Origin of the sequence: Cryobacterium cheniae (assembly GCF_004403395.1) — a bacterium.
Lineage (GTDB): Bacteria > Actinomycetota > Actinomycetes > Actinomycetales > Microbacteriaceae > Cryobacterium > Cryobacterium cheniae.
In genome coordinates this window covers 12,754-32,099 of sequence record NZ_SOGN01000054.1, presented here as the reverse complement: position 1 = coordinate 32,099, position 19,346 = coordinate 12,754, and the positions used below count along the sequence as shown (strand labels likewise).

The 19,346-nt window shown below is 70.0% G+C and carries 20 protein-coding genes; 9 read left to right on the top strand and 11 right to left on the bottom strand.

Annotated features, from left to right (window positions below):
• The coding region (locus tag E3T23_RS15305; protein WP_194085931.1) for a PxKF domain-containing protein at nucleotides 1–1,135 on the top strand (1,135 nt) is incomplete at its 5' end.
• A gap of 106 nt (nucleotides 1,136–1,241) precedes the next feature.
• Here the strand turns inward: E3T23_RS15305 and E3T23_RS13150 are convergent.
• The 4 genes from E3T23_RS13150 to E3T23_RS13135 form a co-directional block, all read right to left on the bottom strand.
• The gene (locus E3T23_RS13150) at nucleotides 1,242–1,916 is read right to left on the bottom strand and encodes a response regulator (RefSeq protein ID WP_134370899.1); all 675 of its coding nucleotides are present in this window, start codon (nucleotides 1,914–1,916) and stop codon (nucleotides 1,242–1,244) included.
• Entirely contained in the window at nucleotides 1,910–3,427 is a 1,518-nt protein-coding gene (locus E3T23_RS13145; protein ID WP_134370897.1) for a sensor histidine kinase, read from the bottom strand. The genes E3T23_RS13150 and E3T23_RS13145 overlap by 7 nt, the downstream gene beginning before the upstream one ends.
• 163 nt (nucleotides 3,428–3,590) lie before the next feature.
• Nucleotides 3,591–4,403: a hypothetical protein gene (locus E3T23_RS13140; RefSeq protein ID WP_134370895.1), complete on the bottom strand. Its 813-nt coding sequence runs from the start codon at nucleotides 4,401–4,403 to the stop codon at nucleotides 3,591–3,593.
• 360 nt (nucleotides 4,404–4,763) lie between these two features.
• Nucleotides 4,764–5,654, bottom strand: a complete 891-nt coding sequence (locus E3T23_RS13135) for a hypothetical protein (RefSeq protein WP_134370893.1) — start codon at nucleotides 5,652–5,654, stop codon at nucleotides 4,764–4,766.
• A gap of 108 nt (nucleotides 5,655–5,762) precedes the next feature.
• Here E3T23_RS13135 and E3T23_RS13130 point away from each other — a divergent pair, with 108 nt between their 5' ends.
• The gene (locus E3T23_RS13130; RefSeq protein WP_134370891.1) at nucleotides 5,763–6,233 is read left to right on the top strand and encodes a universal stress protein; all 471 of its coding nucleotides are present in this window, start codon (nucleotides 5,763–5,765) and stop codon (nucleotides 6,231–6,233) included.
• 124 nt (nucleotides 6,234–6,357) lie between these two features.
• On the opposite strand, the gene E3T23_RS15300 is transcribed toward E3T23_RS13130, so the two are convergent.
• Entirely contained in the window at nucleotides 6,358–6,585 is a 228-nt protein-coding gene (locus tag E3T23_RS15300; protein ID WP_166806294.1) for a PLDc N-terminal domain-containing protein, read from the bottom strand.
• 208 nt (nucleotides 6,586–6,793) lie between these two features.
• Between E3T23_RS15300 and E3T23_RS13120 the strand changes: the two genes are divergently transcribed.
• Nucleotides 6,794–7,462, top strand: a complete 669-nt coding sequence (locus E3T23_RS13120; RefSeq protein WP_134370888.1) for a ScbR family autoregulator-binding transcription factor — start codon at nucleotides 6,794–6,796, stop codon at nucleotides 7,460–7,462.
• A gap of 28 nt (nucleotides 7,463–7,490) precedes the next feature.
• Here the strand turns inward: E3T23_RS13120 and E3T23_RS13115 are convergent, their stop codons facing one another.
• Nucleotides 7,491–7,850, bottom strand: coding sequence for a TIGR02611 family protein (locus tag E3T23_RS13115; protein WP_134370886.1), 360 nt, complete (start codon nucleotides 7,848–7,850; stop codon nucleotides 7,491–7,493).
• A gap of 147 nt (nucleotides 7,851–7,997) precedes the next feature.
• Here E3T23_RS13115 and E3T23_RS13110 point away from each other — a divergent pair, with 147 nt between their 5' ends.
• A complete protein-coding gene (locus tag E3T23_RS13110) occupies nucleotides 7,998–8,408 on the top strand; it encodes an Hsp20/alpha crystallin family protein (protein ID WP_134370884.1) in 411 nt (136 codons plus the stop codon).
• A 209-nt stretch (nucleotides 8,409–8,617) separates the two neighbouring features.
• The gene (locus E3T23_RS13105) at nucleotides 8,618–10,756 is read left to right on the top strand and encodes a hypothetical protein (RefSeq protein WP_134370882.1); all 2,139 of its coding nucleotides are present in this window, start codon (nucleotides 8,618–8,620) and stop codon (nucleotides 10,754–10,756) included.
• A 127-nt stretch (nucleotides 10,757–10,883) separates the two neighbouring features.
• On the opposite strand, the gene E3T23_RS13100 is transcribed toward E3T23_RS13105, so the two are convergent.
• Genes E3T23_RS13100 through arsB form a run of 3 tightly spaced genes read right to left on the bottom strand, consistent with a single transcriptional unit; the run spans nucleotide 10,884 to nucleotide 13,204 of the window.
• Nucleotides 10,884–11,567, bottom strand: coding sequence for an arsenate reductase/protein-tyrosine-phosphatase family protein (locus E3T23_RS13100; RefSeq protein ID WP_134370881.1), 684 nt, complete (start codon nucleotides 11,565–11,567; stop codon nucleotides 10,884–10,886).
• 12 nt (nucleotides 11,568–11,579) lie between these two features.
• On the bottom strand, nucleotides 11,580–11,990 hold the full coding sequence (locus tag E3T23_RS13095) for an arsenate reductase ArsC (protein WP_134370879.1): 411 nt from the start codon (nucleotides 11,988–11,990) through the stop codon (nucleotides 11,580–11,582).
• Nucleotides 11,991–12,046: 56 nt separating this feature from the next.
• On the bottom strand, nucleotides 12,047–13,204 hold the full coding sequence (gene arsB / locus E3T23_RS13090) for an ACR3 family arsenite efflux transporter (RefSeq protein WP_134370877.1): 1,158 nt from the start codon (nucleotides 13,202–13,204) through the stop codon (nucleotides 12,047–12,049).
• Nucleotides 13,205–13,302: 98 nt separating this feature from the next.
• Here arsB and E3T23_RS13085 point away from each other — a divergent pair, with 98 nt between their 5' ends.
• Nucleotides 13,303–13,719, top strand: a complete 417-nt coding sequence (locus E3T23_RS13085) for an ArsR/SmtB family transcription factor (protein WP_241977929.1) — start codon at nucleotides 13,303–13,305, stop codon at nucleotides 13,717–13,719.
• Between the two features lie 452 nt (nucleotides 13,720–14,171).
• Nucleotides 14,172–15,020 (top strand): M23 family metallopeptidase, encoded by an 849-nt coding sequence (locus E3T23_RS13080; protein ID WP_134370876.1) that lies wholly within the window; start codon nucleotides 14,172–14,174, stop codon nucleotides 15,018–15,020.
• Between the two features lie 369 nt (nucleotides 15,021–15,389).
• Here the strand turns inward: E3T23_RS13080 and E3T23_RS13075 are convergent, their stop codons facing one another.
• Both E3T23_RS13075 and E3T23_RS13070 read right to left on the bottom strand, forming a co-directional pair.
• Nucleotides 15,390–15,716 carry a CHY zinc finger protein gene (locus tag E3T23_RS13075; RefSeq protein WP_134370874.1) on the bottom strand — a complete coding sequence of 109 codons (327 nt, stop codon included), beginning with the start codon at nucleotides 15,714–15,716 and terminating at the stop codon, nucleotides 15,390–15,392.
• Between the two features lie 118 nt (nucleotides 15,717–15,834).
• Complete coding sequence (locus E3T23_RS13070; protein WP_134370872.1) at nucleotides 15,835–16,716, bottom strand: DsbA family protein; 882 nt, start codon at nucleotides 16,714–16,716, stop codon at nucleotides 15,835–15,837.
• A 334-nt stretch (nucleotides 16,717–17,050) separates the two neighbouring features.
• Here E3T23_RS13070 and E3T23_RS13065 point away from each other — a divergent pair, with 334 nt between their 5' ends.
• Nucleotides 17,051–18,328 (top strand): multidrug effflux MFS transporter, encoded by a 1,278-nt coding sequence (locus tag E3T23_RS13065; protein ID WP_241977927.1) that lies wholly within the window; start codon nucleotides 17,051–17,053, stop codon nucleotides 18,326–18,328.
• A gap of 211 nt (nucleotides 18,329–18,539) precedes the next feature.
• Nucleotides 18,540–19,262, top strand: a complete 723-nt coding sequence (locus E3T23_RS13060) for a phosphatase PAP2 family protein (protein ID WP_134370871.1) — start codon at nucleotides 18,540–18,542, stop codon at nucleotides 19,260–19,262.
• Nucleotides 19,263–19,346: the final 84 nt, after the last annotated feature.

Here is a 19,346-nt window from a genome sequence, read left to right as displayed (position 1 = left end):
CGACGGTGTGAACAACGTGACCGGCACCGCGACGGACAACGCCGGTAACACCGCTGACGCGACCGCGTCCGTTGTCAACGTCGACACCGTCGACCCGACGATTTCGTACACGCTCAACCCGGTCGCCCCCGAGGGCAACGACGGCTGGTACACAACGGACGCGGGCGTCATCGTCCACTTCACGTGCGAGGACGTGGGAGGGTCCGGAATCGCCAGGTGCCCGGCCGACACAACCCTGCACGACGGCGCGAACCGGTCGGTGACGGGTACCGTGACCGACACGGCCGGCAACACGACGACCGTGACGACGACCGGGATCAACATCGACTCCGTCGAACCGACCATCTCGTCCACCCTCGACCCGGCCGCTCCCAACGCCGCCGGCTGGTACGCGGCGGACGTCGTCGTCGGCTTCACCTGCCGTGATGCGGGCTCCGGCATCGCCACCTGTGCGGGCGACGTGACCCTGGTCGAGGGGGCGAACCAGTCCGTGACGGGTACCGCGACCGACCGGGCCGGCAACACCGCGACCGCGAGCGTGTCGGGGATCGACATCGACACGACCGCACCCACCGTTGCTCTCCTGGGCGGCCCCACCGGCAGTTACCAGTACGGAAGCAACCCGGCCGCGCCCAGCTGCTACGCGGCCGACGCCCTGTCCGGAATCGCCTCCTGCGTCGTGAGCGGCGGCGGCACCACAGTCGGGGATCACTCGTACCTGGCGACCGCCACCGACACGGCCGGTAATACGAGCACGTCGAGGGTCGCGTACACGGTGCTGGCCTGGACCCTGAAGGGCTTCTACGCCCCGGTCGATATGGGAGCCAACGTCTGGAACACGGTGAAGGGCGGCAGCTCCGTCCCGCTGAAGTTCGAGATCTTCTCCGGTGCCGAACTCACCAGTGTCTCGGCCGTCAAGAGCTTCACCGCCACAGCCGTGACCTGCCCCGGTTCGTCCGCGGTGACGGATGCGATCGAACTCACCACCACGGGCGGCACGAGCCTGCGGTATGACTCGACGTCGGGGCAGTTTATCCAGAACTGGCAGACCCCCAAGAAGCCGGGTACCTGCGCCGTGGTCACCATGACCGCCCAGGACGGTTCCACGATCAGTGCCAACTTCATGCTGAAGTAGGCACCGAGCGCAAGCGGAACACGGAAGGCCCCGAGCGGAACTCGGGGCCTTCCGTCCTGCGCCCCCAGGCGCGGGAATCGTGCCGGCCGCCGCGGACCGCCAGGCACTACGACCGAGGTGAGCCCCGCTCGCCGCGTTCGTCACGGAGCAGCTCGAAGGCGCTCTCGCGGTCCGTGAGGGCGAGCTTGCGGAGCACGGCCGAGACGTGCACCCGTACCGTCGTCGGCGACACGAACAACCGGGCGGCTACCGCCTTGGTGGAGTTTCCCTCCGCGAGCAACTCCATCACCTCCCACTCCCGCGCGCTGAGCTTGCTCGCGGCCACGGAGCGGCGCAGAAAGCGGCGCCGCGCGGGCGCCCGGAACTCGCCGAGCACCCGCAGCACGAGCTCCGGCGCCATGGCCGCCTCGCCCGCCAGCACGGCCCGCAGGGCACCCGGCAGGGCGCCGGGATCGGTGTCCTTGAGCAGGTAGCCCGAGGCGCCCGCGCGCAGGGAATCGAAGAGGTCGTCGTCGTCCGTCGACATCGTGAGCATCACGATGGGCGTCACCGGCAGGCTTCGGCCGATCTCCCGGGCTGCGTGGATCCCGTTCCCCGGCATGTTGATATCGAGCAGCACCACGTCGGGGCGGTGATCGAGGGCGAGCCGGATCGCATCCGCTGCGCTTGCCCCCTCGCCGCAGATTTCGCAGCCACCGGCCTCGAGGGCCTGGCGGATCAGCGATCGTATCGGGGCATGGTCGTCGGCGATGACGACGCGGATGCCGGTTTCGTCTACCACCGGACCGTCACCACGCTTCCGCCCGCGGGTCGTGCCTCCACGTTGAACGTGCCCGGAAGCGCCCGCGCCCGAGCCTGCATGCTGACCATGCCGTAACCGGTGGTGTCGGTGCCGACCGGCACATCGAACCCCACCCCGTCGTCCGCAATCGCGAGGCGCCGACGGCCCCCGGCCTCGCTGAGCCGGATGTGCACCCCCCTGGCTTTGCCGTGGTGCACCGCGTTGGACACCGCCTCCCGGGTGATGCGCATCAGCGCGTGCTGCTGCTCCGAATCGACGGTGATGGCCTCATCGAGGTCGACCCGCAGGTCGATACCGTACCTCGCGGACAGCTCCCTGGCCGCCCGGTGAACGGTGAAACTCAGCGGTTCATCGCTCGTGCGTCCGAGCGCCTGCACGGCCGCCCGCGCCTCGTCGAGGGCGCGATCACAGGCGTTGACGATCCGGATGCCGGATGCGACATCCACGGGAATGGCGTGGCTTTCCGCGCGGATATAGGCGAGCTCCTGGATCACCCCGTCGTGCAGCTCGCGGGCGAGCCGCCGCCGATCATCGAGTACCGCCGCGGTGACCTGCGCCCGCCAGTAGGTGCGGATCTCCCGCGCCGCGCCGACCAGCAGCAGCAGGTAGCAGCCGGTGCGGAGAAGATCCCCGGTGTAGAGCCAGTCCGTGTACAGGGATGGGAAGAGCACGTAGTTCAGGCGGGCGAACGCCCCGAGCGCACAGGCCGGACCGAGCCAGCGGAGCAGTTCGTCGTCGCGTTTGGCCGACTGTGACGCGAAGGCCACCGAGGCGATGAAGAAACTCACGGCCGCCGCGCCCTGAGCGAGGAGTAGCACGGGATGGCCCGTCAGGAGCACGTTCTGCGCGGACACCGGGGCGGAACCCGGGTCGAACGCCACGGGGAGCCGGTCCCGGCCGGTCCAGAGGGCGAGGTAGACCGCGGCCACCAGGGCGACGGGTGCCAGCGCCAGCAGCCGGCGCCGGAGCATCCGTTTCGCCGGTCGCGCGTGCGCCAGGGCGGCGGCCAGGATCAGCAGGGCGCCCGCGACCCGGATGGCCAGCGGAAGCCAGATGTCGAGCGTTCCCGCGCGGATTCCGCCGAGCACCTCGGTCAGGTAGGTCAGGCCCAGGCCCGCCGCGGCCAGCAGCACGAGACCCTGGAAGAGCAGCAGATCCTGCAGCCGGCCGTGCCGCAGGAACCGACCGAACACGAGGGACGCCACCAGCACCGCCACGCAGGCGTCGACCGAGTCGAGAACGAGGTGAGCCGAGGGATTGCGGAACCCGAAGACCACGGCGGGGCTCCACAACAGGGCGCTGGTGACGGTCAGCCCGACGAGCCAGGCGGCGATGGTGAGTCGTGAGCGACCCGCCCTCGCCCCGAGCGTGTGCACCCGCCGGTCAGGCTCTGTGCCGCGGGAGTCGTCCTGCGGATGCCCGGCCGGGGACAGCGGCGGGGCAGCGAAAGTTTCGGGGGAGCGAAAATTTCGGGGTCCTGTGGTGCCCATGAGAATCGCCTTGGGAACGCGTTTCCGGAGCTGTCGGGTCAGCCGCTCGGGTGAGGCGAGCCTAGCCGCGCCGCCTCCGGGCGGTCAGTCCCCGAGTGGGGGACAAGGCAGACGGATGTCCGAACGCGCCCTGCGCGTCCGGGCATCCGTTCTAATGCGGGTGCTACTTCCCGGCGGCGGCCTGCGCCTGGACCCGCTCGGCGATCTTCTGGACCACGCTGCCGTAGTCGCCGCTGAGGGCGGATTCTTCGAGCTTCTGCGCGGCAGCCTCCTGCTCGGCGGCGGGCGCGTTCTTCAGCTCGGCCAGGTCGGCCTGCAGGTCGGCCGGCAGCTTCTCGAGGAGCGCGGGGTTGCCCGCCAGCTTGAGGGCCAGTTCCGTCACCGAGGATCCGGCGTCCGCGACCGGGGCGGTGTCCGCGGTGCCCGGCGCGGTGCCGGGGTCACTGCCCAGGGCGGCCTCCAGGGCGGCCTCCACGGCGGCGGCCAACGGGTGCTTCGGGTTGTCCCGCACGGCCTCGGCGATCTTCGTGATCTCCTCGCCGTAGCCGCCGGCCAGCGCGGTGGTGCGCACGGTGTCGACGGCGGCGGCCCGGTCGGTCGCCCCGGAGGCGTCCGTGAGCGTGGTCAGGTCATCCTGCAGGTTCGCCGGCAGGGTGTCGAAAAGCTCGGCGTGCTCGGAGAGGGTGGTGGCCACCTTCTGGGCCTTCACATTCCCGCTCTGCCCGTGGGAGAGGTCGGCACGCAGTTCCGTGGCCAGCGACGCCAGGAAGACGCCGTTCGACGAGGCGGCGGCATCCCCGCTCGGGCCGGCACTCGAGCTGAAACTCGATGTGGGCTCGGCGCTGAGGGGGGCGGCGGTGGCGCCCTGCGCGCCGACGCCGAGAAGGGCTCCGGCGGTCAGCACGGAGGCGGTGCCGAGGGCGACGCGCTTGGTGCGGGAGGTGGCGGTTGCCGGGGAGATCGTGTGCTTGTTCAAAGTGGATCCTTTCGATTGCGGCGGCCGGCCGGCGAAATACCCGATCGACCGTTCGTAGTCATCGGAGGAGCTTAGGTACCGGGAGTGGGGGGTCGGTCCGTGCGGGCTGGGAATCGGGGTGGCTGCCCAGCCGTTCCGGTCGGGCGTGTCACCGGCCCCGTCACCGTCCGGTGCGCGCATATTCGGGCCGGGAATGCCGTCTGACCTGGGGTTGAGATTGGGAGGTCGCGGGTGTTCGCGCGGCCCGGCGGCCGGACCCGGCGGAGCCCGAGGACCTCGGGGCGATTACGCTCTGCGCGGAGAAACCGGCGGAGAAACCGGCGGAGAAACCAGCGGAGACACGCGAGCCGTCGGGCCCGCTCAGGGCGTGGGCAGCAGCCCGCGCATGCGGCAGGGCTGGCCGCCGACGAGGTTCAGGCACGAGTTGAACGCCGCGGGATAGCCCACGGCCTCCGATGCCCCGAACCAGTGGTTGTAGAACCGCCAGAAGTTCAGGTTGCCGTGCGTCGAGCATCCGTCGCCGTCGGTGCCCGGCCGGGCCAGCGCGGCGGCATTGGGCTGGTACGGCGTGTAGTTGTAGAGGTTCGCGGTGGCCTGGTTCTGTATGGTCACGGATGACGCTCCGCAGCGCGCATCCGGATGGAAGCCCACGCGCACGGTCCCGATTTTGTAGGGGCGCTCGGGCTCCTGGGTGTACTGCCGGAACTGCCAGGCGGCGCGGTAGACCTGGTTGAAGAAGCCGAAGTACTGGGCGTCGCAGTCGGCGGTGTCGGGGCAGCCGTAGCCGGTGGCCCGCAGATAACCGGATGCGCTCGGCCGGGTCAGCAGGGACTGCTCCTTCTGCAGCAGCACCAGCAGCACCTTCGGGCTGATGAAGCAGGCCTCGGACACCTTCGCGATGATGCGGGCGGCCGACTCGTTGCGGCCGCCGGGGTAGGCGGCGCAGTGCCCGTCGCCCTGGTCCGGCTGGGAGATCGTGTTCTCCGCGTAGTCGTCCAGGCACGGCGAGCCGTCGCGGGGGATGCAGGAGCGGTCTGCCAGGAACGACTGGATCTCGCCCTCGTCCAGGGAATCGGCGTTGTAGAAGTTGTAGTCGCTGATGATGGCCCCGGGGGTGAAGCCGACAGGGTCGGCGGCGACGTCGGTCGTGCGCACCGACGCGGCCAGCGCCAGGCCGCCGCCCAGCACGGCTACAGCGACGATCATCGCCAGTGGGACCATTCGGCGACGCGGCGTGCCCGGGGACGTCATAGGGGAGACCCTACCGGGGCACTGCGGGAAGGGGCTGGGAGCCGGGGCGACGGCCGACACGCAGGAGCGCGCTCGTCGCACAGCGGCCCGCCGGAGTAGTTTGGGGTCATGCCTGACACACAGCCAGAACAGCGTCCCGTTTCCAGCGACAGCATCGTCGTCGGACACGACGGATCGGGTTACGCCGATCACGCCGTGGCCGTGGCGCTCGACCTCGCCCGGCAGCTGCGCGCACCGGTCGTCCTGGTGCGCGCGTGGTCCATCGACACGGCCCCGCGCCCGGCCAACTGGGAATTCGGCTACGTCTCGTCGATCGAGGAGTACGCAGACGCCGTGCGCACCGAACTCGTCGAGGCAGTCATGGCCGAGGTGGCCAAGCACCCCGACGTGAAGGTCGAGTACCGCGCCATCTACGCCAGCCCGTTGAATTCCCTGGTCGACGCCTCGCGAGGCGCACGGATGCTCGTGGTCGGCTCCCGCGGCCGCGGCGGTCTCAGCGGAATGCTGCTGGGTTCCGTGAGCGAGCAGTGCGTGCGGCACGCGAAGTGCCCGGTGCTGGTCGTGCGCCCGAACACCTGAGCCGGCCGAACACCTGAGCCGCCCGAACACCTGAGCCGGCCGAACACTTGGGCCGCCCGAACACTTGGGCCGGCCGAACACTTGGGCCGGCCGAACACCTGAGCCGGACGCCGGCTCCGGGCGGTCAGCCCTGGTCGGCGTCGATCCGACTGCCGACCGCGAACCAGGCCACCGCTCCGAAGACCGGCGCGCAGACCACGGCCAGAATCCAGCTCACCCGCGCCGACTCTCGCAGATGGATGGAGCGGGTGATCTGCGACAGAGCGGCGACGATGAGCCCCACGCCGCCCAGGGCGGCGAGCCCGCCGAGTCCCAGTGCTGCCATCTGCACCATGCGTGCGCTGTCGATCATCTGCGATCCCCCCTTGTTGAAACCCCCTGGCGACGCCCCCGCTTTCCCCAGTGAGAGCGTCCCGTACCTAAACCATACCAAACGGTATTTTCTGTGGGGCTGATTGCGCCGAATTGAGACGGACCGGATCCGACGGATGCGTGGGGCCGCGCACGCCCCCCGGTCGGGGTGGTCGGTACGCTGGAAGCCGGAATAACCGAGGAGTGTCATGACGCAGCAGCAACGGGCGATCGGAACGCGGGCCGCGATCATCAGGGGTGCGGCGGTCGCCTTCCGTGAGCACGGCTACGGGAGCACGACCCTGGCCGGGCTGGAAGTCGCGGCCGGAGTGAGCAAGGGCGCGCTCTATTTCCATTTCGCGTCCAAGGAGGCCCTCGCCCTCGCCGTCATCAAGGCGCAGCACGAGGCCTCGATCGGCCTGGGCCAGCGATTGCTGGACGGCACGGTACCCGGGTTGCAGGCCCTCATCCTGATGACCTTCGAGCTGGCGGCGCAGGTGCGGGACGAGCCGGTGGTCAGTGCCGGCATCCGTCTCACCATGGAGGCCTCCAACTTCTCGGTGCCGGTGGTCGGCCCGTTCCACGACTGGATCGACGTCTGCGGTCAGGTGCTGCGGCGCGCGATCAACGAAGGCGATGTCTCGGCCGATCTGAACGTGGAGGCCGCCGCGCACTTCATCAGCCCTGCCTTCACCGGCGTGCAGACCGTCTCCCAGGTGCTCACCGGGCGCACCGACCTCTTCCAGCGGGTGGAGGAGATGTGGGTGCTGCTGTTGCCGGGCCTGCTTTCGACCCGGCTCTCGGCCGAGCGGCGGGCGAGCCTGACCGCCCTGCCGGCCCGGGTGCGGGCGAGTTGCGCCGCGGCCCCGGGCGTCTAGTCACTCCTCGGCGCGGTGCGCACCGAGCTTAGGATGCAGCCGATGGGGTCGACGTTCCCGCGGACGCACGCGCCCGCCGGGAGCGCCACCACGCCCAGACCGTCGTCAGGATGCGCTTGAGGAGCACCGCGAGGCGGTGCGCGGTGGGGAACTCCGTGCCCAGGATCGCGATCCCGAGGAAGACGACCAGCCAGCCGGGTCCCGGCAGGGGCACCAGGAGGAGCCCGATCAGGGCCACCGTGGAGCCGAGCACGCCGACCAGGGTGCGGTAGAGCCAGCGCAGTCGCGGATACCGGTCCACCCACGCGCGGCTTCGGCGCAGGAAGCGCCGGATCGGGTGGGCGGAGCTGCGTCCTTCGTCGATTTCGCACTGGAGGATGACGGTCATGCGATCAGGCTAAGCCGGGTCGCTGGGAACCGGCTGCGCGGGCATCCGTCGCCGCTGTCGCCGCCTCTGACCGGAGCGGGACGCCGGCCCCGGGGGTACTGTGTGGGGCATCTGGAGCAACATTCGGTATCACGGAGGAGACGAACCATGGCTGGAATTGCAAAGCGCGAGCGTTTCGAAATGCCGGAGCCGGTGCGACGCTTTTTCGAGGGCGACTGGGACACCCCGGCGATGCGGGTAGAGGAATTCCGAGACGGCGGCAACCTGGTCGTGAAGGCGGAGATGCCCGGGATCGACCCGGAGAAGGATGTCGACGTGTCCGTCAGCGACGGCGTGCTGCACATCCAGGCCGAGCGGCAGGAAAAGACCGAGCACAAGGACAAGGACGGCTACCGGACCGAGTTTCGGTACGGCTCGTTCACGCGCGATATCGTGCTGCCCCGCGGGGTCAAGGAAGAGGACGTGACGGCGTCCTACCGGGACGGCGTGCTCGAGGTGCGCGTGCCGGTGCCCGAGGGCTCCGAGGTGCCGAAGAAGGTGACCGTCGCCCGCAGCTGAGCCTCGGCCAGGCGTCGAGAGTCGCCGATTACGCCGAGAGTCCCCGTTGCACGGGCGATTCTCGGTGTGAACGGCGACTCTCGGTGGTTAAGCGAACCCCGCGGGCCCCGAATGGGGGACGCATTGCGGTGATTCTCTTGACTCCCTCCGCCTTAACCGGTTTAGTTGAAGACACCAAACCGGTTCAGGCTTGAATCAGGAGAGAAGAAATGACGTACACCGCTGTTCGTTCACAGTCCCCCCGCTCGCGATCGATGAAAGCCGTGGCCCTCACCGCCGCGGTCTCGATGCTCCTGCTCGGAGCAGGCACCGCCGCTGCCGCGGCCTCGCCACCCGGCGCAGTCGGAGCATCCGGCGCGGCCGGCCTCGCATCCGGTGCCGCCCTCAAGGCCCGCCCCGCCCCGGTGGCGCCGTCCGCGCCGCTGACCAACCTGTCCCACCTCACGTTCCTGCTCGACACCGTGCCGCTGACCGCGGTCGACGGGCACACCACCTACGAGATCGACGAGCAGCCCACCGCGCAGGCCCCGTGGACCTACGCCGACAAGAAGGCGGACGGCAGCTACGGCCGGGTCGGCGGCGGGTCGCTCGACCCAGCGACCGGTCACTGGAGCCAGGGCGCCTACAACGCCGACGACATCGCCCGCACCGCGGTCGTCTACCTGCGCCACTGGCAGCAGACCGGTGACGAGACCAGCCGCGAGCACGCCGTGCAGACGCTGCGCTCCCTCACCTACCTGCAGACCGCGACCGGCCCGAACGCCGGGAACGTGGTGCTCTGGCAGCAGGCCGACGGCACCCTGACCCCCAGCGCCACCCCGGTGGAACTGCCCGACCCGAGCGACTCGGCCGAGTCCTACTGGGTGGCCCGCACCGTGTGGGCCCTCGGCGAGGGCTACGCCGCGTTCCAGGCTGCCGACCCCGACTTCGCCGCGTTCCTGCAGGACCGCCTGCACCTCTCGCTCGACTCCCTCGAGCGTCAGTCGCTCGCAAAATACGGCACCTTCGACGTGGCCGACGGCGTGAACGTGCCGGCCTGGCTCATCGCGGGCGGGGCGGATGCCTCCGCCGAGGCCGTGCTCGGCCTCGCCGCCTACGTCACGGCCGTCCCTGACGACGACACCGCGCGCACCGCGCTGACCCGGCTCACCGAGGGTGTCGCCGCGATGTCCTCCGGCTCCGCCACCGAGTGGCCCTTCGGCGCGATCATGCCGTGGAACAAGTCGCAGACCCTGTGGCACGCCTGGGGCGGACTGGCCCCGGCCGCCGTCGCCACCGCGTCCACCGTGCTCGGACGCTCCGACCTGCTCGGCGCCGCCGTCAAGGACGCCGCCCAGTTCACCCCGCAGCTGCTGGCCGCCGGCGGACCGGACAACGCCTGGAGCCCCACCCCCGGTGAGGCCCAGATCGCCTACGGCGTCGACTCCCGCGTGCAGGGCCTGGTCGCCACCGCACAGGCCGCGAACGCCCCCGGGCTGCTCGACCTCGCCGCCGTGACCGCGGCCTGGTTCTTCGGCGCCAACCCGAACGGCGCCCCGGCCTACAACCCGGCCACCGGCACCGCGATCGACGGTATCGAGCAGGACGGCCGGATCAACCCCAACTCCGGTGCGGAATCCACCATCCACGCCCTGATGACCATGCTCACCCTGGACGCCAATCCGACGCTGAAGGCCCAGGCCCTCGGCATCGATGAGACCGTCTCCACCGTGGGGCTGAGCGTCGTCGAGGCCGAGGCCGGCACCATCACGGGCAGCGGGTCCGTGGTCACGCCGCCGTCGTCCTGGACCGGCGAGGCCAACCTCTCCGGCGGCGCCTACGTAGCGTTAGGTGCGGGCGACTCGCTGAGCATCCCGGTTCCCGCCACCGACCAGGCTCGCAACGTGTTCCCGATCGTGAACCAGGGTGAGGCCGACTCCGGGTCGACGGCCTGGTCGTCTGCGACGTCGACGCTGGGCAGCACGAGCAACGGCGGCGCGGGCGCGCAGGGCATCACGGATGCCCCGGGACGCCTGTTCCCGCTCTCGCTCGAGCAGGCCCTGCCGGGGGCGGACACCGCGGTCGTCGGCGAGGCCGACGGGGCGGCATCCGTCGACGCGCTGCTGATCCAGCCGCTGATCTCGACGATCACGGTGACCGGTTCGGCGGGGGAGTCCACGGTGTACGTCAGCGCGGCGACCGAGTCGAGTGTGCGCACGGTGGTCGTGCCGCGCGGCTACCGGCTGGCGCAGCAGGCGTTCGATGCGACCGGCACGCCCGTCGCATCCGTTGACAAGAAGGCTCCGAAGACGGGGGCCGTGACGGTCGTCGCCGGCGGGTTCACCGTGGCGAAGCTGGTGCGCAAGTAGGGCCGAAGCCCTCGCGCGCGTCGAGAGTCGCCGTTGATGCCGAGAGTCGCCGTTGCCGGGGCGATTCTTGGCAGAAACGGCGACTCTCGGCCGTGAAAGGGCAGGCTGGGGCAGCGGGCTGCGCGGGCTACTGGGGCAGCGGCAGCGGCAGCGGCTGCGGCTCGACTCCGAGGGTCGTGAGCATGGCCTCGACCCGGCGCCGGATCTGGTCCCGGATGCGGCGTACCTCCTCGATCGGCTGCCCGGCCGGGTCGGTCAGTTCCCAGTCTTGGTAGAGCGTGCCCGGATAGACCGGGCAGGCGTCGCCGCAGCCCATGGTGACGACGACGTCGGCGGCCTGCACCACGTCATCCGTCAACGGTTTCGGGAACTCCTCCTGGAAGTCGAGGCCGAGCTCGGTCATCACCGTCATCACCGTCGGGTTGAGGCCCCTGGCCGGCGCCGACCCGGCCGAACGCACGTGCACCCGGCCGCCGGACAGGGCCTGGGTCAGCACGGCCGCCATCTGGGACCGCCCCGCGTTCTGCTCGCAGACGAACAGGATCTCGGGGACGTCCTTTTTGATCGCGCCCTTGGCCTGCGCCAGCGCGGTCAGGCGGTCGGTGGCGTAGCGCCCCGTGTTGGTCACGAGGAACGCCGTGACCGTCGACGTGCGCAGCAGCGACGTATACGACTCGAGCACGTAGCGTTCGATCGTCTCGGCGCCGAAGATTCCCGAGAACCGCGTGGTGAGGTTCGAGGCGAGCCGTCGCAACGACTCCTCGGGGAAAGCCAGCCCGGGCAGTGACCGGCGCGCGCCCAAATCACTCATCGCGGGCCGGACCTAGGCCCGCGCGGGGAGGATCTCGGCGAGCAGGGCCTGGATGCGGGCCTTGATCTCGTCGCGGATGGGGCGCACGGACTCGATGCCCTGGCCGGCCGGGTCGGCGAGTTCCCAGTCCTCGTAGCGCTTGCCGGGGAAGATCGGGCAGGTGTCGCCGCAGCCCATGGTGATGACGACGTCCGATTCCTGGACGGCCTCGGTGGTGAGGATCTTGGGCACGTTGTTCGCGATGTCGATGCCCTCCTCCGCCATGGCCTCGATCGCGATCGGGTTGATCTGGTCCTTGGGCGCGGAGCCGGCGGAGAGCACCTCGACGCGGCCCTCGGACAGGGCGGTCATGTAGCCGGCGGCCATCTGGGAGCGGCCCGCGTTGTGCACGCAGACGAAGAGAACGGTGGGCTTTTCGGTCATGATCGGTGGTTCCTTCTTCATTTTCGGGGGATGGGTGGTGGGGCGGTGAGAAGAGATCAGACGCGGTCGGGCAGCGGGTCGGCGACGGATGCCCCGGTTGCGGCCCCGGGGAACAGTCGCGGCCGCAGCCACAGCGCCACATAGACGAGGGCGATGAGGGCAGGGACCTCGATCAGCGGGCCCACGATGCCGGCCAGGGCCTGACCGCTCGTGGCGCCGAAGGTTCCGATGGCCACCGCGATCGCCAGCTCGAAGTTGTTGCCGGCGGCGGTAAACGCCAGGGTCGTGGTGCGCTCGTAGGAGAGCCCGGTGAGCTTGCCGGCGGCGAACCCGGCGGCGAACATGAGCGCGAAGTAGACCAGCAGCGGCAGGGCGATCAGGGCCACGTCGAACGGGCGGTCGATCACCTGGCGGCCCTGCAGGGCGAAGAGCAGCACAATCGTGAACAACAGGCCGTACAGGGCGAACGGGCTGACCTTCGGCAGGAACCGGCTCTCGTACCAGTCGCGGCCGCGGGTGGCCTCGCCGACCCGGCGCGACAGGTAGCCGGCCAGCAGCGGGATGCCGAGGAAGACGAGCACGCTGACGGTGATCGCCCAGATCGAGAACTCCGCGCTCGTGGTGGAGAGGCCGAGCCAGGCGGGCAGCACCTGGAGGTAGAACCAGCCGAGCGCGGCGAACGCGATGACCTGGAAGACGGAGTTGAGGGCCACCAGGAACGCGGCGGCCTCACGGTCACCGCAGGCCAGGTCGTTCCAGATCAGCACCATGGCGATGCAGCGGGCGAGGCCGACGATGATCAGGCCGGTGCGGTACTCGGGCAGGTCGGGCAGGAACGTCCAGGCGAGGGCGAACATCAGGGCGGGCCCCACGAGCCAGTTCAGCACCAGCGACGAGACCAGGAGGCGGCGGTCGCGGGCGACCAGGCGGGCATCCGTGTAGCGGACCTTGGCCAGCACCGGGTACATCATGACCAGCAGCCCGATCGCGATCGGCACGCTGACCGAGCCGATCGTGAACGTCGCGAGCAGGTCGCCCACGCCGGGCGCGGCGACGGCCAAAATCAGCCCCAGGGCCATGGCCGCGAGGATCCACACCGGCAGGAGGCGGTCGACGACCCCGAGCCGCGCCGGGGCGGCGGGGTTTCCCCCGGCAGTCGGCTGCGCGGTGCGCTGCACGGGGGGCTGGGCGGTGGCTGGTTCGGGGAAGGGCATCTGGCTCCGTGAGCGGGTGAGGCGAAAATCGGCGGGCGGGTCATAAAATCGGTGTGTCGATAGGGAGTCTTCCCCAATACATCGATGGATGTCAATTTATGGGAGATACTGTTCAGATGCCGTTCACCGAGACCCGCGCCGTGCCCGAGGCGTCGACCGCTGTGGTCGACGCCGTTGCCGCGGATGCCGCCGCCGGGGCCGCTGATTGCTGCGCCCCCGCCGCGCGCGAGGCGATCGGCGCCGATGAAGCGGAGCGGCTCGCCCGGCTACTGAAGGCCGTGGCCGACCCGGCACGGCTCCGGCTGCTCTCCCTGGTGGCCGCGCACGACGAGATGGAGGCCTGCGTCTGCGACCTGACCGAGCCCCTCGGGCTCAGTCAGCCAACCGTGTCACACCACCTCAAAGTGCTGGTGGACGCCGGCATTCTGACCCGCGACAAGCGTGGCACCTGGGCGTACTACCGGCTCGTGCCGGGAGCGCTCGGGACGCTGGCGGATCGGGTGCACGGGCTCTGAATTCGCGGCTCCGCGGGTGCGGCTCTGCGTTGCGGGGTTTGCGGCTCCGAGTTCGCTGTGCTGAGTTTGCGGTGCTGCGCGTGGGGGCTAGGCTGTGAGGCTGAGCTTTTGGGCGATCGCCCGTGGCGTCGGTCCTGGGCAGCCGGCCGGAACATCCGTCACCGATCTGCCCAAGCCCAGCGCTTTTTCAGGATACCGAGATATCCTCAATACTTGTGCGCGAAGCCCCACGTCGTGCGGCGCACCTGGCACTTCCTCTGAGGGAGCGTCGTTCCCCGTGGGATTTGATCTGCGCTGTGAGCGCATTCTCCGTCTGAGTGAGGTTCCGGCTCCCCCTCACCCGAACCGCGTAGCCGCGCCGACGAGAGTTCTCACCATGCCCATTTTTCCCCTGTTCCCTGACTGCCGCGTTTCGGCGGAAGGTGCCTATGCAGACGCCTAGGCTCACCAGGTTGCCCAGACTCACCAGATCCACCTTGATCCCGCGTCAGGCCGCCGCCGGCGGCTTCGCGATGCTTTTCGCCGGACTGCTCACGGTGATCCTCGGAATTCCCGCGCAGGCCTCGGAACTCGACGACTACAGCTGGCTGCCGCCGGCCGCCCTGGAAGCATCGGTGCGGGCCTCCGCGGAGGCCTCAGCGAATGCCGCCGCGCCCGATCCCACCGCGCATGCTGCCGCCGCCTCTGATGCCTCCGCCGCCGAAGCGACGCTACAGGGCCTGGTGCCGAGTGCGGCGGCCACCGCCACCGTGCACCGCGACGGTTTCACGGTCACCGATGCGCCGAAGCCCGAGCCCGTGCCTGCCGCCCCTGCTGCGGTTCCGGCCGCCGACGCTCCGGCCGCTCCGGCCGCTCCGGCCGCCGCTAATGCAGCCGTGCAGTGGCCCTTCCCGGGCTCGGTTCGCCTCTCCGGTCCCTATGGTCCGCGCGATGCCCCCTGCGGGGGCTGCTCGACGTTCCACAAGGGGCTCGATATGCTTCCCGGCGAGGGTGCACCTGCTCTGGCGGTTGCGGACGGCGTCGTACGTGAGGTCTCCGCCACGGACAACGGCGGCTTCGGCGTCTACGCGATCGTCGACCACACCGTCGACGGACAGCTCGTCAGCAGCGTCTATGCGCACTTCCAGGCCGGCTCGCTGCAGGTCTCCGCGGGAGAATCCGTGGGCGTAGGCACGCACCTGGGCAACGTGGGCAGCACCGGCCAGAGCACCGGCCCGCACCTGCATTTCGAGATCCTGATCGACGGGATCACCCCGACGGATCCGTACGCCTGGCTGTCGCAGCGCGCCGGCCCGATGTAGTCGCGAGGGTCGCGCGAATTCCTCGGGGTGCGCGGTCTGCGCGGGGGTCGCTGCGTGCCGGCGGGAGCCTGTGCGCGGGTGGGCACCGGTGGAAGGCCCGGCTCAGGCCGAAGCTCCGGTCGAGTTTTACGGATGCTGCGCTCGGCGTCGCGCCGGGCGCGGCATTGTGCTGCGTGGCCCGCGGCATCAACCCTGAACGAATTCGACGAAGAATTTGCCGAATCACCAACGAAATTGTCGAAACCGGCCTTCTGGCAGCACAATCTCCGTCGAATTGGTTCCCACCGGGATCCTGAATGCCGAAGTGGGCGGCGGTTGCGATGGTGGTGGTGGGGGCTGCCGTGGGTTGTGGGCTCGTGCGGCAGCGGCTCAGGGCGGCGTTGCCGGGAGGTCGAAGTAGAGATGGGCGTGAGCGCGGCATCCGTCGTTGAAGGCGGCGCCGCACGCAGGGCACGCGGTGGCTGCCCGGTAGTCGGCGATCGAGAGTGTGCCGCGGCAGACTCCGCAAAGGATGGCCTGCTCGGTCCAGAGGTCGGCCGGCCAGAGCTGGGCGGCATGGGTTTCACCGGCGGCGTGGCACTGGTAGCACGGGTAGAAGCGCCCGCAGCAGAAGAACCTGATCGCCACGATGTCGAGCTCGGAACGGTAGTGCACGCAGCGGGTCTGGGCGTCGACGGTCTGTCCGTGGATCTGCATGGTGGTCCTTCGTGCGAGAGACGATCGCGACCGCACGTGGGGGTGGGGCGGTGTCGGGGGTGAGACCGCGGCGTCGGGATGGGTTCGGGGCGCCTCGCGGTGCCCCGAACCCCAGGCGCTACTCGCCGGTGGCCTGCGCGGTGACGAATGCCTCGAAGGCGGCCGGGTCGTCGAGGGCGCCGGGGTAGGTCACGCCGTTGACGAGCACGGTGGGCGTGCCCTTGATCTGCTTGATGTCGGCGTTGGGGATCGGGCCGTCCAGGGCGCGCTGGGTGGCGGTGTCGACCCAGGAGGCGAACGTGTTCTCCGTGATGCAGGTGGCGACCTTCTCGTCGGTGACGCCCGCATCGGTGGCCAGGCTGGCCAGATCTTCGTTGGTCAGGCCCTCGGTGTTCTCCGCCGGCTGGTTCGCGAACAGGGCCGCGTTCATGGCGAGCACGTTCTCGGGCTCGTAGTTGGCGACGCAGGCGAGGGCCGAGGCGGCCCGGGTCGGGTACTTGCTGCCGGCCGAGACCGGGTCGAGGATCGAGATCGGGTGCAGCTCGAGCGTGGCGGTGCCCGCGGCGACCCAGCCGGCGATCTGCTCGCCGTTCGTGGTCTCGAACTGGCCGCAGAAGGGGCAGAGGTAGTCGGCGTAGACCACGATGTTGGCGGTGTCGCCGAGGGTGCTCGGGTCGGTGGCGATGGGGTCCTCGTCGGCGGCCAGAGCTGCGGTCTCGACGGGGACGAGGTTGGTGCCGTCGCCGGTGAGCAGCACGCCGTCGCTGGCCATGTTCAGCGGGCCCGCTGCGGCGGGGCCCTGGTTGCCGACCACGACGAGAGCCACGACCACGGCCGCCGCGATCAGGCCGGCACCGATGCCCCCACGCAACAGCCACCGGTTGCGCTTCTCCTTCTTCTGCTGTTCCTCGCGGAGCTGGCGGGCGCTTTCACGCGCCATCTCGCGGCGGTCCTTCTTCGGGGGGACAGGCTGGCCGTAGACATTGCTCATGAACTTCATGCACCGTTTCGTTGCGACTGGGAGTTGATTCCAAGGTTAGAGGGTCCGTCTCCGGGAGAGGTGCCGTACGGCTGTGAGCCACCTGTGAGCGCGTCGTCGCCCGCGTCGTCGATTTGCGACCGCGCCCGGTGCACGATCGGGCGGATTTCTGCAACTTCCGTGGCGTTCCCTGAAGGGGGGAATAGGTGCCGGCCCGGATGCCTTGTCGGTGAGGGCGGTTCCGTGTTCCGCTGCTGGTACTGACGCCCGTGATGCGGTGCCTCCGACGAACGTCAAACCAGCACGCCTCAGCTCCATCGGGCCTGCCCCATCGATACCGAGGATCAACACTTTCGTGACTACCGCCGCCATCACCGTCATCACCGCCGCCGACCGGAAGTCGGCCGCGCGGCATCCCGGCGACGCCCTTTCCCGCGGCCAGCGCCTGGTCTACATCATCGTGCTCGGGGCGCTCACGGCGCTCGGCCCGTTCACGATCGACCTCTACCTGCCGGCGTTCCCGACCCTGGAGGGCGAGTTCGGCGTCTCGGCGGCGGCCATCCAGCTGACCCTCACCGGCACCATGATCGGGTTCGGCTTCGGCCAGCTCGTAGTCGGACCGTGGAGCGACAAGGTCGGCCGCCGCCTGCCTCTGATGCTCGCGACCGGCTTCCACATTCTGGCGAGCGTGGGCGCCGCCCTCTCCCAGGACATCGTCTGGCTCGCGGTCTTCCGCCTGCTGCAGGGCTTCGGCGCCGCGGCCGGCGCGGTCGTCGCCCTGGCGATGGTGCGCGACCTGTTCGGTGGCAAGCCGCTCGTGAAGATGCTGTCCCGCCTCGCGCTGATCAGCGGCCTGGCCCCCGTGCTGGCTCCGGTCATCGGCTCGCAACTGCTGCTCGTGATGAGCTGGCGCGGCATCTTCTGGGTGCTCGCCGCCTACGGCGCGGTCGTGATCCTGGCCGTCGCGTTCTGGATCGTCGAGACGCTTCCGGATGCCGACCGCCATGTCAAGGGGCACAGTTCCCTCCGCCAGCGCTACCGTGCGGTGCTCAGCGACCGCATCTTCGTGGGTGTCGCGATCATCGGGGCGATGTCGTTCACCGGGCTGTTCTCCTACCTCTCGTCGTCGTCCTTCCTGTTCCAGCAGGTCTACGAGTTCAGCCCGCAGCAGTACGGCCTGCTGTTCGCCGTGAACTCGCTCGGCGTCGTCGCCGGCGTCCAGTTGAGCTCGCGCCTGATGCACCGCTTCAACGTCGGGCCGCAGTGGATCGTGGCCGTGTCGACGCTGGTGCTGGCCATCACCGCCGGCGCGATCGTGCTGCTCGATCTCGCCGGGGCCGGGCTCTGGGGCACCCTGGTGCCGCTGTGGTTCTTCATCGCGGCCTTCGGATTCACGATGCCCAGCGTTCAGGTGATGGCGCTCGCCGCGCACGGCCACGAGGCCGGCACGGCGGCGTCGCTCCTCGGCGCGGCGAACTTCGGCGTCGCCGGGCTCGTCTCGCCGATCGTCGGCCTGCTCGGGGTCGGCAGCGCCGTCCCGATGGGCGCCGTGATGGGCGCGACCGCCGTAGTGTCGATCCTCTCCCTCTGGTTCATCGTGCGCCCCCGGTCGGTGCCCGCTCTGGGGCACTGAGGCCCCAGAGGTCCCGGCCTCCGGCATCCGGCGGCTGACGCCGGAGCCGCCCGCGCACGCCCGCGCCGGCCGCGCCCCGCCGCTGCGAGTGTTGCCGAAACGGACAACTGTCGCCGGTGCGCGGGCAACAGTTGGCCGAACCGGCAACAGACGCGGCGGAGTCCGCCCCGGGCGGGCAACAGTCCGCGCCGCACCGATCTAGCATGGAGGAATGATCAGCGAGCGCGCCCCCGAGACCGCAGCCACACCGGCCACCCGGCGGATCGCCCGCCGCTGGCCTCTGGTCAGCGGGGCCGCGGCGCTGCTGCTGGCCGTGGGGCTCGGCGCCCTGATCGTGCAGCGCGGCAACGGCCGCCCGATGGAGATCGACGCCGAGTGGATGGACGAGATCATCGAGCACCGGGCGCCCGTCTGGGAGTACCTCTCGCTCACGATGAACTTCCTCGGCGCGGGGATCGCCGGCGTGATCGTGATTCCGGTGCTGATCCTGGTGTTCCTGCTGCTGCTGAGGCGCCCATGGGCGGCCGGCTACTTCGTGCTCGCCACGATCGTGAGTTCCGGTCTGGTGCAGGTGCTGAAGTCCCTGTTCGGACGCGCGAGGCCGGAAGATATGCTGGTCGTATCTGATTTCGGCTCCTTTCCGTCTGGCCATGTGGCCAACGCGGCGACCATGGCCGTCTGTCTCGGCATCCTCTTCCCGCGGATCTGGGTCTGGCTGGCCGGGGCCCTCTACACGGTGCTGATGATGGTCAGCCGCACCTACCTGGGCGCACACTGGCTCACGGACACGATCGGTGGGCTGCTGCTCGGCGCGGCCGTCGCCGTGCTGCTGTGGGCCCCGGTCGCCGCGAAACTCGAGGGGGAGCGCCAACTGGCGGCGCAGCATCCGTCGCCCGTGCGTATTCGCCGGAGATCCTCCGTCAAGCACCCCTGAACCGCCTGGGTCGAGTGGGTGTGACGCGCAGCCGGCCGCCGCCCGGCGTCACCGGGTGGGTGGGCTCACGGTGACGGATGCCCC